This is a genomic window from Paraburkholderia sp. JPY465 (assembly GCF_050436725.1).
Taxonomy (GTDB): domain Bacteria; phylum Pseudomonadota; class Gammaproteobacteria; order Burkholderiales; family Burkholderiaceae; genus Paraburkholderia; species Paraburkholderia youngii.
Window position 1 is genome coordinate 102,221 of record NZ_JBNDMT010000007.1, and the last position, 13,699, is coordinate 115,919.

12 protein-coding genes and 3 pseudogenes are annotated in these 13,699 nt (G+C 59.7%); 6 read left to right on the forward strand and 9 right to left on the reverse strand.

All coding sequences use genetic code 11. From position 1 onward, the window contains the following. Nucleotides 1–31: 31 nt before the first annotated feature. The 4 genes and pseudogenes from QFZ94_RS40900 to QFZ94_RS40915 form a co-directional block, all read right to left on the reverse strand. Nucleotides 32–157, reverse strand: coding sequence for a hypothetical protein (locus tag QFZ94_RS40900; protein ID WP_410853385.1), 126 nt, complete (start codon nucleotides 155–157; stop codon nucleotides 32–34). Nucleotides 158–194: 37 nt separating this feature from the next. After that, nucleotides 195–371 (reverse strand): annotated as a pseudogene (gene tnpB, locus QFZ94_RS40905) (IS66 family insertion sequence element accessory protein TnpB); the annotation flags it as partial. After that, the gene (tnpA, locus tag QFZ94_RS40910; RefSeq protein ID WP_429463767.1) at nucleotides 368–754 is read right to left on the reverse strand and encodes an IS66-like element accessory protein TnpA; all 387 of its coding nucleotides are present in this window, start codon (nucleotides 752–754) and stop codon (nucleotides 368–370) included. The pseudogene tnpB and the gene tnpA, both read right to left, overlap by 4 nt. A 108-nt stretch (nucleotides 755–862) precedes the next feature. After that, nucleotides 863–1,206, reverse strand: a pseudogene (locus QFZ94_RS40915) (hypothetical protein); the annotation flags it as partial. Between the two features lie 304 nt (nucleotides 1,207–1,510). Here QFZ94_RS40915 and QFZ94_RS40920 point away from each other — a divergent pair. Beyond that, nucleotides 1,511–2,011, forward strand: coding sequence for a transposase (locus QFZ94_RS40920; protein ID WP_410852983.1), 501 nt, complete (start codon nucleotides 1,511–1,513; stop codon nucleotides 2,009–2,011). A gap of 12 nt (nucleotides 2,012–2,023) precedes the next feature. Next, nucleotides 2,024–2,188 (forward strand): transposase, encoded by a 165-nt coding sequence (locus tag QFZ94_RS40925; RefSeq protein WP_429455337.1) that lies wholly within the window; start codon nucleotides 2,024–2,026, stop codon nucleotides 2,186–2,188. 524 nt (nucleotides 2,189–2,712) lie between these two features. On the opposite strand, the gene QFZ94_RS40930 is transcribed toward QFZ94_RS40925, so the two are convergent. Next, complete coding sequence (locus QFZ94_RS40930; protein WP_410852985.1) at nucleotides 2,713–4,161, reverse strand: sigma-54 interaction domain-containing protein; 1,449 nt, start codon at nucleotides 4,159–4,161, stop codon at nucleotides 2,713–2,715. Nucleotides 4,162–4,648: 487 nt separating this feature from the next. Between QFZ94_RS40930 and QFZ94_RS40935 the strand changes: the two genes are divergently transcribed. Continuing rightward, nucleotides 4,649–6,115, forward strand: coding sequence for an extracellular catalytic domain type 1 short-chain-length polyhydroxyalkanoate depolymerase (locus QFZ94_RS40935; RefSeq protein WP_410852986.1), 1,467 nt, complete (start codon nucleotides 4,649–4,651; stop codon nucleotides 6,113–6,115). 632 nt (nucleotides 6,116–6,747) lie between these two features. Here the strand turns inward: QFZ94_RS40935 and QFZ94_RS40940 are convergent. The 3 genes from QFZ94_RS40940 to QFZ94_RS40950 all read right to left on the reverse strand — a co-directional run bounded on the left by QFZ94_RS40940 (nucleotide 6,748) and on the right by QFZ94_RS40950 (nucleotide 9,134). Then, nucleotides 6,748–7,314, reverse strand: a complete 567-nt coding sequence (locus QFZ94_RS40940) for a hypothetical protein (protein ID WP_410852987.1) — start codon at nucleotides 7,312–7,314, stop codon at nucleotides 6,748–6,750. A gap of 156 nt (nucleotides 7,315–7,470) precedes the next feature. Continuing rightward, nucleotides 7,471–7,776, reverse strand: a complete 306-nt coding sequence (locus QFZ94_RS40945; protein WP_429463771.1) for a hypothetical protein — start codon at nucleotides 7,774–7,776, stop codon at nucleotides 7,471–7,473. 17 nt (nucleotides 7,777–7,793) lie between these two features. Continuing rightward, nucleotides 7,794–9,134 (reverse strand): tetratricopeptide repeat protein, encoded by a 1,341-nt coding sequence (locus tag QFZ94_RS40950; RefSeq protein WP_429464305.1) that lies wholly within the window; start codon nucleotides 9,132–9,134, stop codon nucleotides 7,794–7,796. A 911-nt stretch (nucleotides 9,135–10,045) separates the two neighbouring features. Here QFZ94_RS40950 and QFZ94_RS40955 point away from each other — a divergent pair. Together QFZ94_RS40955 and QFZ94_RS40960 are read left to right on the forward strand one after the other, a co-directional pair. Then, a pseudogene (locus tag QFZ94_RS40955) lies at nucleotides 10,046–10,386 on the forward strand (SDR family oxidoreductase); the annotation flags it as partial. A 283-nt stretch (nucleotides 10,387–10,669) separates the two neighbouring features. After that, nucleotides 10,670–11,806 carry a branched-chain amino acid ABC transporter substrate-binding protein gene (locus QFZ94_RS40960; RefSeq protein WP_429463773.1) on the forward strand — a complete coding sequence of 379 codons (1,137 nt, stop codon included), beginning with the start codon at nucleotides 10,670–10,672 and terminating at the stop codon, nucleotides 11,804–11,806. Between the two features lie 5 nt (nucleotides 11,807–11,811). On the opposite strand, the gene QFZ94_RS40965 is transcribed toward QFZ94_RS40960, so the two are convergent. Further along, nucleotides 11,812–12,291: an Lrp/AsnC family transcriptional regulator gene (locus QFZ94_RS40965; RefSeq protein ID WP_410852918.1), complete on the reverse strand. Its 480-nt coding sequence runs from the start codon at nucleotides 12,289–12,291 to the stop codon at nucleotides 11,812–11,814. Nucleotides 12,292–12,434: 143 nt separating this feature from the next. Between QFZ94_RS40965 and QFZ94_RS40970 the strand changes: the two genes are divergently transcribed. Continuing rightward, a complete protein-coding gene (locus tag QFZ94_RS40970; protein WP_410852917.1) occupies nucleotides 12,435–13,619 on the forward strand; it encodes a M20 aminoacylase family protein in 1,185 nt (394 codons plus the stop codon). Nucleotides 13,620–13,699: the final 80 nt, after the last annotated feature.

Consider the following 13,699-nt stretch of genomic DNA (forward strand, 5'->3'; position numbering starts at 1 on the left):
GAAAGCGCCACCGTTTACGTCCTTGCGGGCGTCATACGACGCGAATCACGCCGTTAGGACCGATGCGCTGCCACGGCAAACCCACCACCAGACCTTCGAGCTGTTCCTGCGTGAGCGCATGATGCTTCGGTTCGCCTACCAGGGTGAGGCCACACAAACTGTCCCTCGTTCAGCCGTCGCGCTGCCAGCCAGATTCCAATCCCGTCGTGAACCAGTACCTTCAGACGGTTGGCCCGCCGGTTGGCAAACAGATAAGCATGATGTGGATGCGCGGCGCCGAATACGGTTATCACCCGGCCAAGTGCCGTATCGAAGCCGGCCCGCATGTCCAGCGGCTCGACCGCCAGCCACACCTGATCAATGCGGATCATGCGAGCCACTCACGCAGCCAGGCGGCGCATTGTGCTGCCTCTGATATCGGCGAGCTAATCGTTATCGACTGGTTCGCGCGACGCACCTCGACGCGGATCTCGGCCGGACGAACGTTCATCGTGTCGAGCGGCACCGGCACAAATGCCGGTGCCTGTGCCGACGGCACTGCCACATCGCTGCTCGCGACGGGCACCCGAGCATTCCCTTCGGCTTGTTCCACCCAACGTCGCAGCAGGTTTGCGCTCAGCCTGTGATCCAGGGCGATGGCCGCAAGCGATACACCCGGTCTTCGGCAGGCTGCCACCACCTGGGCTTTGAACTCGACGCTATATCGCCGGCGTCGACGCCTTCCAACCGGTGCCTCTTCTTCGATAGTGTTCACGTGTCCACCTATTTAAGTGCACACGATGCTCCCAAAACCTTCAACGCTACTCAAGACGGGATGGCCGGGCGCTTACGCTTAACTAATGCTGCTACACAGTAAGACCAATTAAACAATCGAGACAAGATGGGGATAGGATTCGTCCTTTCTCAGAATGTGAACGGATCTTGAGTGAGTCCGGGATAGCGATTGCTTTCGATAGAGCAAAGCGCGAAACAGATGTCGTTTGACCAGAACGTGCTGCCGGCTCAGGCCGAAGCTCCATAGGAAAGTTTGAGTGCGATCGGGAGAGCGGAGGCATTGCATGCGCCGCCCGCGTTCACGCGTGGGCTGATGACTATTTTCGGCCCGGTTCAGGCTTTGAGGAAGACGTGTTTGACGGTGGCGAGTTCGGGTATTTCGGCCTTCGTCGCAGGAAAGCTGAACAACTGGTCGGTCACGATCTTGCGTGGCCCTCCGGAACAGGGCTTTTGTCCGGATGGAGCCGGGGTACCGGGTGACGAACGCGCGGGCGTATAACCAGAGCCTGAGAAAGGGCGGCATGATCAGCCTGTATGTGCCGGGCGGCGATCTGAAGGCGCAGCTTATCAACGCAAAGATCCGTACGCCGGGCGTGTCGGGGCGTGAGCCGACCTACACCACGGCGTACATCGAGCTGATCTTTACCTTCTATCGGCTGTTGGGCGGGGGGGGGGGATGCGGCAGATCACCGGCTATATGGAGGACTAACGGGAGACTCGCGGGCTGGACATCCCGGTGCCCAGCGCCGGTCAGCTGGGCGAACGGTTCGCTTCACAGGAGGTGAGCGTCACGCAGCGTTGCGAACAGCTGGCCCGGCGTCTCGCGCGCGGCGGGACGATCAGTCTCATCGTCGACAGCACGGGATTGAGCTTTGGGCGGGCGAGCCAGTGGTATGAGGAAAAGTACGCTCAGAAGGCCGCGCGCACGCCGTGGCGCAAGATGCATCTGTCGATCGACGCTGACATGAACGTACACGCGATCCGCATCACCACTACAGAAGTATCGGACAGCGAAGGAGTGGACGCCGTGCTGCCCGCTGATGTGCCGATGGATCGGGTGATTGCCGATGGCGCGTATTTCAGCATCGAGCGTACCGAAGCGCTTTCAGGCGCGGGCGTGACGCCCGTCATCCCACCGCCGGCTCACGCTGTCGTACACGGCGAGGAGCGAACCCGCTGGCATGACCAGATCGTCAGATACATCGAGGACAAAGGCATCTATGCATTTCACAAGTAATACGGCTACGGTGTGCGCTCGCTGGTCGAGGCACAGATCTCGCGCATCAAGCGCTGCATCGGCGAACGCCTGCTGACGCAGGAGCTTGCGTCGCAGGAAGGCGAAGGCATAATCATCGCCAACCTGCTGAACCGGTGGAACGCCTTCGGCAAACGGGTTTGCGTCAAAAATGCATAGTCGCGTCCATGGCACGGGAACTCGTACCCATCCGGACAAAGCCGGTCGCAAGCCCTGCTTTGTCACGGCCGGGGGTTGCAAGACCGTCCGTGTTGCCGTCGTAGGCAATGATCCGTACGCCGCGACCTGACCATGTCGTCGCCGTTGCAGGCGGCAAGCATGGCGGTTGACAGCACGGTGACGCAGAGCGTCGTGAGTGTCGGTGAAGGATGGCGTTGCCGGGCGGTCGACGGACCGTGGATCATGTCTCCGTTCGCCGCATTGTTTGTGTTGGACTTCGTTGGCGAGCGATTTCCCATTGTCCGAACCATGATGCAACGCCGATCGGTGTTTATGGCGGCAGACCGCTCCGCGAGTGCAAGTCTCGTAAAGCGGAACCCCGGTGTCTCCGGCAGGAGACGCCCTCTCCACGAATGGACGCACATGGCTCAGGAAATCGCCGATGCATGACATCGCGACGTGCGTTGTAAGCTTCACTGGAATGGCTCGGCAGGCACGCACGCAGCGGCTAGCGTCGATCGACGTCAGATCCCGAGCGCGGCCATTTTCTTGTAAAAGGTCGCGCGTCCGATCCCGATCCGTGCGGCCGCCTTTGATACGCATCCGCCCTCGCATCGCAGTGCGGCACCGAGAAACCGCTTCTCGAACATCCGCATCGCGTTCTCGTAACTTGCTTCATTGATGTCCGCGTCACGGGCCTCACCGTGTTCGCGGGCAAATTCTGGAGCGGAGAGCGTCGAGTCGATGTCGTTGACGAACGCAACCAGCAAGTTGGCGTCGATGCACTGGTGATCGGAAAATATCACGGCCCGCTCGAGCGTATTGCGCAATTCACGCACATTGCCCGGCCACGCGTGCTCACGAAGCAGTTGTAGTGCATCTTCACTGAGGTCTGGGCGGCCGATATGGTGGTGTGCCACTAACTCATCGAGGATCATGTCCGAAAGTGCGGCGATATCGTGCGCACGCTTTCTCAACGGTGGTGTTCGGATGACGAGCACGTTAAGCCGATAGTAGAGGTCGGCGCGGAAGCGGCGGGCGGCGACGAGCTCGGGAAGCGCGACGGAAGTCGCTGCAATGATTCTCGCATTGGTCGCTACCACGCGATTCGAGCCAAGCGGCTCGAATTCCTTTTCCTGCAGCACGCGTAGGAGCTTGCTCTGGAGCGAAAGCGGCATGTCTCCGATCTCATCCAGGAAAAGCGTGCCGTCGCTAGCCAGTTCGAACTTACCCACGCGGCCCTTGCGATCGGCGCCGGTGTACGCGCCTGCGGCGGCGCCGAACAGCTCGACTTCGAGCAGCGAATCGGGAATTGCCGCGACATTCACGGCGACAAATGGCTTGTCGGCGCGTGCCGATTCCCCATGTATCGCGTGCGCGATCAATTCCTTACCGGTACCCGTTTCACCGAGTAAAAGGACGGGAAAATCGACCTGGGCTGCGCGTAGCGCGAGGCGCTTCACTTCCATGCTGGCAGGGCTCGTGCCGACGAAATTCGACAGGCTGTATCGGGCCCGCCGTGTGTGTGCTAACGCGTGTCGCGTCGCGATGAGCTCTGCTTGCAAGCGCGAGTACTGGCTAAAGAGCGGTGTGAGTGCTTTCAGTTGTCCAAAGAGGGCAAAGCCGATGGCGCCTATGGTGGCGCCGTTGTCATCCTTCAGTGGCAATCTCGTCACAATGAAAGGTTCGCGCTCGGTTTCAAGTATGTCGAGCAGAATGGGCTTTCCTGTTTTGACGACTTCTCGCATGAGGCTGTTTGGGACAACGGTCTCGCAATCGAGACCAATTGCAATCTTGGGATCGGCAAAGCCGAAGTGAGCAGCATATTTCTCACTGATCCAGACGACTTTGGCCTGTCGGTCGACGATCAGGGTGCCCTCGCTTGAATTAATGAGGGTGTCGAAGAGCGAACGCACAGCGCGCCGCCAGACATAGCTGTAGTCGCTCAGGATTGTGCCGACCTCGGTTGCCATTCGGATCTTCTCCTCGTGTGACAGCGCCGCCCGGTCCAGCTTGCTATGAACCGTCTCGGACCAGAGACGAAGGCGAGCAGTGTCTCAAGTTGTGGATCCGCGCGGGAGTGGGATTTCCCCTACCAATCCAGTTCTGTGGCTGGTGCTAGCACATTTCCGGAAATGAAGTGTGGATTCCTCAATGTCGGACTGCATAGGGGTGGCGGAAAAGGATGGGAAAGCGGTCTTTGAGCGTTGAGGGACGCGCCTTGCCCGACGGTTACGTGGCTCCGCTGGCGCGATGCCGTATCCACAATGGGCATGGCATGGACGCTGCTTGTGGTTCGCGGCGGTGCTAGGGGCGGCGGTTCTGTCCGTTTGCTTCTCGACGAAGATGGCGAATTGTCACTTCGCATCGCGAACCAATCATCCCATCGAGTCTAAATGCCCCCACGTCCCGGGGTGCTTGCCTCTCGACAGCAGTGTCCATACAACTAAAGGAGACGTTATGCAACCGCTCTCACGACCCCAAAGACGATGGATTGTTGGCTTCTTCGTCGCGCTGGCGACGACTCCTGCGTTGGCCGCGGTCACGCCCGGACCCGGAACCTGGAGTGGGCAGCAGATCTGGGCCACAGATTCGGTGAATGGCGGCAACCTGACCGGCTATTACTATTGGCCGGCGAGCCAGCCCACCACTCCCAATGGCCAGCGGGCACTGATACTTGTGCTGCACGGTTGTCTGCAGACCGCGTCCGGCGACGTGATCAACAGCAGCAGTGCGGCCGGTTTCAACTGGAAAGCAATTGCAGATCAGTACGGGGCGATCATTCTGGCGCCGAACGCGACCGGCAACGTTTATAGCAACCACTGCTGGGATTATGCGAACACGTCCCCGAGCCGCGGTACCGGGCATGTCGGTGTGCTGCTGGATCTAGTGAACCGCTTTGTTTCCAATTCGCAGTACGCGATCGACCCCAATCAGGTGTACGTCGCGGGCCTCTCCTCGGGCGGTGGCATGACGATGGTGCTGGGTTGCATTGCCCCCGACATCTTCGCCGGAATCGGTATCAATGCCGGGCCGCCGCCTGGAACGACCACGGCGCAGATCGGTTATGTGCCAAGCGGCTATACGGCTACGACCGCGGCGAACCAGTGCAGGGCATGGGCAGGATCGAACGTCGGCAAATTCTCAACGCAGATCGCCGGCGCGGTCTGGGGGACGTCGGATTACACGGTCGCGCAGGCGTACGGCCCACTCGACACTGCCACTTTTCGAATCCTCTATGGCGGCACCTTTACCCAAGGGGCGAAGGTGACGATTCAGGGCGGCGGAACGAACACGCCGTATTCCGACAGCAGCGGAAAGGTTCGGACGCACGAGATCTCAGTTTCCGGCATGTCGCACGCATGGCCGGCCGGAACCGGCGGCAACAACGCGAACTACGTGGATGCAACCCGCATCAACTATCCGACATTCCTGATGGACTATTGGGTCAAGAATAACCTCCGCGCGGCGTCGGGGCCTGCACCGTCAGGCTCCGCACCGAGCGGCCTCGCAGTGTCGGGAACAACACAGACGACCGTTTCTCTCTCGTGGAATGCCGTTGCAAATGCCACCAGCTACAGCGTCTATCGCAACGGAAGCAAGGTGGGCTCGTCCGCATCTGCCAGCTATACCGATTCAGGGTTGATCGCTGGGACGACCTATTCCTACACCGTGACCGAAATCGATCCAAATGCGGGTGAGAGCGCCCAATCGTCGTCAGTCTCGGCGACGACGCAATCGAGCTTCGTGTGCACCGAGACGACGACCACTAACTATGCACATGTACAAGCGAGCCGAGCGCATGATTCCGGCGGCACGGCCTATGCGAACGGGTCGAACCAGAGTATGGGGCTGGACAACGTCTTTTATTCGAACACGCTGGCGCAGACGTCTGCCGGATACTATGTCATCGGCAATTGTCCGTAATACGGGACGCGTTTGATGAACGCCTGAACGGACATCCTGTCCGTTCAGGCAAACCTAACGATGGTTGTTTCCGACATGGTGGCCGCGTTTTTCGTTCGACCGATACAGACGTCGTTGCGAGCCGCGATCACGCTTGCCGATATCGACTCCAAACAACCGAGGACGATACACAAATCCCGCTTACCTTTGCTAAGCGGGGCGAGTGCGTATTTCGGCGAAGCCAAACACGGATTTCGGTCAAAGTCAAACTGGATTTCGGGAGGAAAGTGAGTAGCCGTTTCGCTTGAAGTCGAACGGTTTCGAGGGATTCCACGATCGGTGTTCGGTGCTCCGAAACCGCAGTTCACCTCACCGGAATGCATGTTCGATATGAAAGGCGCGGTTTCGTCCAGTGTTACTGCGGACGGCTCTATCGGCCGTCGGTTATGGTGGCTACTTTTTGGGGACACCGATGACGCCGGCCCACCGGACGACCATTCGCAAAATGAAAGACTTGCTTCGCCTGAAAATGGACCGGCAATCTGTCCCAGCGGTAGGTGAGGGCCAGATGAGATGTCAAAGCAATTCTGGAATCTATGGTCTGCCCGAATTTTGCTACCTCTGCTCTTGACTCCCCGTGGCTTGCAAAAAATCTATCCGGAATCGCTGTTCCTCGATGGAAACCGCACCGGTCGATCCTCAAAAACGTCCGCAGCTACGGCGAGCTGTCCGACTTGTCGGCTTTTCGTCCGATCGGGTTCCCAGCGGTCACAAAACCTCGTTGCATGTCCAGATACCACTAGTGCACATGTCGCCACTTTTTCACTGCTAAGGTAACGCGACGCAACACCACTCAGCATGGAGCTCAATGCGCCAATGCCGGTCACGGCGAATGGCATCGCCGAAACACTGATCCCCGGAAAGCCGGTTGCCAACGACGTGTGGGAAATGAGCAGCGGCACCTCAGTCCAGAACGCGTAGAGCTCTCGCATATGCCCGAAATAGCCCAGCGTCGCGGCCCAGAACCCACCGATGCGAAACGCGCCGAGCACAGAGGGCGGCGATGCCGCCGGTGTATCCATCATGCCTGCCGATCCGCTCGACACGACCGAGTGCGGTCCATCGTCAAGCACGCCGACAATGGCGGCCCCACCGACAGCAAGCGGCGAGGAAGCGGAAATGATCAGTTGCCATGGGAAGACCGTGCCCAGCACGCGCATCACATGCTCGCAGCGCACTGCCGAGAATCAGCATTCCGACTAGCTGGGCGAGCGCCTGCCCGGTGCGATCGGTTGCCCAGCCGATGATCAGCTTCGTCCCCATCGGGTAGATGCAGGCGAGGCAGATTCCGACGCCAAAGCGTAACAGCGCAGCACTCACGAGATCCATCGCCAGCCACGCGAAGCCCAGGTTGAACAATGCTCCGGCGAGCGCGCTGCAAACGAAAATTCGGCTCGCGCGATCCGATCGACGGCGCCGCTCAGCGAAACGACGTAGGTGCCGAGGATGAACCCAAGTTGCATCGCGCTCGCCAGCCGGCCGATGTCGGCCGCGCTGATGTGCCAGATGTTCACCAGGTTTCCGGCAGTACTATTCGCGCTGAACCACAGTGCCGTGCCGAACAGTGGCGCGATCGAGATCTCAGCGACCGGACCTATCCCGTCGACGACCAGCTTTCGCATTCCACCCCGTCATCTCATCAATTCGCCAGCGACGTCTGGGGACTGAGCAGTTGATTGAGCCAGCGCGTGTCGCGCGGAGAAGGGCGACGCTGCAGCCGTTCGTTGAGGATCGCGTGAGCCTTCGCGGCTTCGCCGCTTCGCATCAATGCAACCAGCAGCATGTCTTCGACGATTTCGCGCTGCGCGCCGCTTCCGCCGATCCGCACAACCTCTCGCGCAACCGGCGCCAGGATCTCCGCGGCAAGCGCGTAGTCTTCTTCAGCAAAGGCCAACGACGCGCGGCAGATCGCCGGTACCACCGGGCCAGCCGAAAGCTTTCCGTCCTCGATGAGCTTGTGGAGGACAGCAACCCGTTGCTCGACAGCCTCGCCGTTGCCGCTCGCCGCGGCTACCAGCGCCATATGGAAGTCAACGAACGGAAAGCCCACGTCCTGGAAGAAATTCGACGCGTATTTCGCCGCGTCGTCCCACATTCCCGCCGGAACTGTGTGGCCGTACGCATGCAGGCGCCATAGAAACGACGAGGTGTCGCTGACAATATTGATCGGCGTGCCCTGCGACGAGGCCGGCGCGACATGGTCGTTATAGACCGCGAGGGCGCGCTCGATGTCCCCGAGCTCGAGCGCGATGAGCGCGCTATGCCATGCGATGTGGCCGTGCAGCACGCCCGTTTTGTCGTACTCAGGGAGCCAGCCGGTGATGAACTCCTGCGCCTCTTCGTTTGCACCGGACTCGTACAACACGTGTGCGACCGCGTGCGCCGCATTCACATTGTGTCGCCGCAATTGCAGCGCGCGTTGCGTCAGCATGCGTCCGAGCCGAAGGTTGCCGTTTTCGCCGTGTGCCCAGCCGCGATAGGTGAGGAACCACCAGTCGTCGGCATCGAAGTGTTTGGCATGACGCTCGCACAGGTCGACGCGTGCCTGATCGTGGTCGGCCATTCCGGAGAAGGCGAAAAGGCCGAACGCGCCCAGCGGCATCGACAGGATGACGATGTCGCGCGGCCAGCGGTCCGTGTGCACCAGCACCGCCGCGAGCGCCTTGGCCGACTGTCCATGAATGGCGAGCGACAGCGCGTTAACGTGGGTGCGCTCGCGCTCGGTCCCGTTCCTAGCGACGAGATCGAGCGCCTTGACAATCTTTGCGCGAGCTTCGGACGGCTGTGCGCTGATCGCATGCAGGCGTGCTCGTGCGGCATGCGCGAGGGCGAAATCCGGGTCGGCGGCGATCGACTCGTCCAGTGCTTCCCCGGCACCTGGCCACAACGACAGCAGGAGATCGACACCGGTTCGGTATCGCTCTGCAGCGAGGTCGGAAGTCGTTGAAAGCGGCAGGTCGTAGCGGTCAAGGCGGCCCATAAATCGGATACTCCAGAAATTCGTTAGCAATGGCTCGGCTATCGTCTGCGGCCGGCCGCGTAGCGGTTCAGTATGTGAGACATTCATTAAACCCGGTTTCTGTGTGGCAGAAATTCGACTACTTGTCGCCATGTGTCGATTATCTGCCAACACCTCGGGCACGCGCTATGAACTGGAAAATAATCGAGGCTCCGGTCGACGCCAAGCCGCCAGCGCGGCTCACGGTCCGCGCGCAGTTCATCCGGCGCGTCACTTTTTCCCCGAGCTCTCTCATCACTGGCATTAGATGGTCTATGCGACATCCGGCGCGTTGACTGTGATATCGGAGGGCGGCTCGCCCGGGATTTCTCCCGAGCAAGCCGTATGGTTGCCGACGGGCCTTCGGCCAAGATCGGTTCACGGCTCGGCGTCCAGTGTCGCAGTCTCTGGATCACGGAGGAGACCCGCACCGCGCTCGCAGGCACGACACCGATGGTGTTCGCGGTTTCGCCGTTGCTGAAGGCACTGATCGTTGAAGCGACAGGCATCGAAGTGACGCCAAGACGATGGCTACGCCGGTCGGATCAGTGCTCTGATTCTCGAGCAGCTTCGGCGTTCCCGGCCACACCCGACGGCATTGCCATGGCCCAGAGATTGCGCGCTCCCGACGCTTTGCGAGACGCTTTAAGCGGACCCGGCAGACCCGCGCGGCCCGGAAGATTGGGGGCGCGTGCTGGGCGTGTCGGCCTGTGCGCTGGCACGGCGGTTCGTCAGCGAGACCGGCATGAGCTTGCGGCCGTAGTGCCGGCGGATCAGGATGGTGAGGGCGATCGAACCGCTCGGCGGCGGGATGGGCGTGACTCGTACCGCGATGGGGCTACGGCTCGACCTCGGCGTTCGTGTATGCGTTTCGTCTCAAGATGGGCAGCAGCGTCAACAGCGCAGAGTACGGTCCAAGGGCTGCGCTCCTCGAGCTCTCCGATGAGCAGTGGCATCAGGGAATCGACACATACTTCCAGAACGTGGCTCGACCCACCCGCCTCGTCGTGCCGCACATGAAGAAGCAGCGCGCGGGCGCCATTATCAACAGATTGACAGTCTTCCCGCTACCGAAGAGCGTCGTTAAAGCGTTCCGATGCACCGGTAGGGCACAAGCGCAGAGATCGCGGCAACGGTCGCGTTTCTCGCGTCGGGCGGCGCGGCGTACAACACGGGACAGGCCATCTGGGACGATGGGGGCTTACCTGCTCGATTTGGTTCGTGCACGTCGTAGCAAGATGTCCGGCCCCGCGGGAAATGGGCCAGGTGCATCTCAGCTTGATAGCGGCGCGAAAGCTCAGGCTGCCGGAAAGTGGCGCTGCCCAGGAAGTGGGCGACGGGAAAAGGTATCGAAAAAGCCTCGTATTTGGATAGAAATTTGCAGGAAGGTCATCGCGGTTGATTTTGGCTACCGGCTCTCGTCATTAGCATAGTTACAGGTCAGCGCAATGTTGCTTGCCCAACGGGTCGTAGGTTCTGTCGATCCGATTCCCAGCCAAACTATCGAGAGTACGACCATGCAATCATCCCGGCCACTGATATGTCTCGCGACTTTGACGCTTGTCCTGCAACCTCTCGCGGCCCACGCGGATTTGACAGTAAAGATCGGGCAGGTTTCCCCGCTTACCGGTGAACTGTCCCACATCGGAAAGGATGATGAAAACGGTGTGCGGCTGGCGATCGAAGATCTGAACAGCAGAAAGATTCGGATAGGTGGGCAAAACGTTACGTTCGTGCTCGACTCCCGGGACGATGCGGCCGATCCCAAAACGGCGGTAACCGTCGCTCAGAAGCTGGTGGATGATGGCGTGGCCGGCGTCGTTGGTCACGCGAACTCCGGGACATCGATACCTGCTTCCAGGATCTACTCGGATGCAGGCGTCCCGATGATTACCGAATCGGCAACCAATCCGAAGCTCACGCAGCAAGGATTCACCAACGTGTTCCGTATGGTTGCGAATGACGTGAGACAGGGCTCCGTCATCGGAGGCTATCTGGTCCACGATCTGGGTGCGCGCAATATCGCCATCGTCGATGACCGCACGGCGTACGGTCAAGGTCTTGCCGATGAGATCGAAAAGTCAGTCAAGGGTGCCGGAGGCAACGTGGTCGGCCGCGAATACGGCACCGACAAGACAACGAACTGGATGGCGATTCTCACCACCATCAAGAGCCGTCAGCCAGAAGGTATTGCTTTCACGGGTGGCGACACGCAAGCAGCGGCGTTCGCGCAGCAGGCGCAAAAGCTTGGCTTGAGGGTGAAGTTTATTGCCGGCGACGAAGCGTGCACGCCCCAGTTCATCAAACTGGCCGGGTCTTCGATGGACAAGGACGTCTACTGCACCCTGGCGGGCGTACCGCCTGCAAAGACGCCCCAAGGACCCGAATTCTTCAAACGCTATCAGCAGCGGTTCGGTGTTCCCGTGCAGTTATATGCCCCGTATGCCTACGACGCGGTGCTCGCGATGGCGGAGGCAATGCAGGACGCTGGATCGACAGATCCTAAATTGTATCTCCCGAAGCTGCGGGCTTCGAAGCTGGACGGTGTGACAGGCCCCATCCAGTTTGATGAGAAAGGGGATATCCGTAACGGCGCAATTACCGTGCGCCAATTTGATCAGGGCGACTGGACCGACAAGTCAGTCATACGTTGACGGTCTTAGCCTCCCTCGGGAGCCACGGGTACACCGAGCCCCACCTTCACGTTGTTCATGCTCACCAGCGTCTTGAAGCGTTTGACGTTGTTGTTTGAGAAGAACAGTTGCCGCGTGAGGGCCGTGTACTCATCCATGTTGCGGACCGTCAGAAGCAGCACGAAGTCCCATTCTCCCGCGACGTAGTAGCACTGCTGGATTTCCGGGCATTGTGCGAAAGTGCGCTTCATCGAATCGAGCAGATGGATCTGCTCGCTCTCGACCTCAACCGTCGCGACGATCGTCAGCGGATAGCCGACCTTTTCGGGCGCGACGATAGCAGCGTAGTTGCGAATGACGCCTTCGTCCGACATCCGTCGCAATCCGCGATTGACGGCGGCCGTCGACAGGTTGACGCGCGCCCCCAGTTCGTTCTGAGGAATGTGCGCGTCGCGTTGGACTTCCATCAATAGCTTGAGGTCAAAGTCGTCCAGGCTGAGTGTCATGGCGTTTCGGCTAAAAGCTTCGGAAAGAGATATTTTTGCATGAGGGGCGTCGATTGAGGGATTTTTTCTGGGTGACGTGAGGAATATTATCTCCCCGGTCGACATGAGCACTCCACGAACTTCATGAACGAGGACGTCCGACAATGGAAAACACGCTGCAAGACCAGCTCAAGAGCTGGCGCCAGTATCTGCACCAACATCCCGAGACTGGCTTCGAGGAAGTCAATACGTCTGACTATGTGGCGAACATTCTCAGGACGCTTGGACTGGAGGTGCACCGTGGCATCGGCGGTACTGGACTCGTTGCCAACCTGACGGTCGGAGAGGGGAAACGTGCTATCGGCCTACGCGCCGATATGGATGCGCTGAACATCGCGGAGCTGGCACCCGATAGGGCGCATGCTTCGCGCAGCGCCGGAAAAATGCATGCGTGCGGACACGACGGGCATATGTCGATGATACTGGGGGCAGCGCGACTCCTTGCTGAACGGCGCGATTTCAACGGCACCGTGCGCTTCATCTTTCAACCGGCAGAAGAGCATGGTCGCGGTGCGAAGGCGATGATGGCCGACGGCCTGTTCGAACGGTTTCCGGTCAATGCCATCTTTGGCGCGCACAACATGCCAGGTATGCGCGCAGGAACGTTTGCAACGCGTCCAGGCGGCATCATGGCGAGTGAAGACAACTTCGTCATTCATATCAAGGGGCGGGGCACACACGCCGCACGTCCGCACATGGGGGTGGACCCGATCGTTATCGCATCACAGATCGTCATGGCGCTGCAGACTGTCGTATCGCGCAATCTCGACCCGAGTTTGCAGGCAGTGATTTCGTGCACGGAATTCATCACTGATGGCTTGAGAAACGTCATTCCGTCGAATGTCATCGTCAAGGGCGATACGCGAAGCTATTCGCGCGACGTCCAGACTCTGCTCGAGACTCGAATGCGTGAAGTATGCGAAGGCATTTGCCGTACTCACGGAGCCGACTGCACTTTTGATTACACACACGAATTCGCTCCGACTGTGAACTCGGAGCAATACGTAGACGTCACTGTCAAGGCGGCGCGCAATGTCGCGGGAGTCGATGCCGTCGATGCCAATGTTCAGCCAATGATGATTTCGGAAGACTTTGGCGCGTTCCTGCAGGTCGTTCCGGGCAACTTCATGTTTATAGGCAACGGCGAGTCGATGGGCCACGGCGGCACGCCGTTGCACAACGCCACCTACGATTTCAATGACGGAATCCTTCTGACAGGCTCCCGGTATTTTGCCGAGATCGCGCGGCTCGAGTTGCCGTGTAGCCAAAAATTGATGGGACATAAATGAATACCTCTGTGTCTTCGTCCCTGAAACTTGATGGCGCAGGCCAGCTTCGGCAACTACATCAACTCGGCGAAATGGGCGTC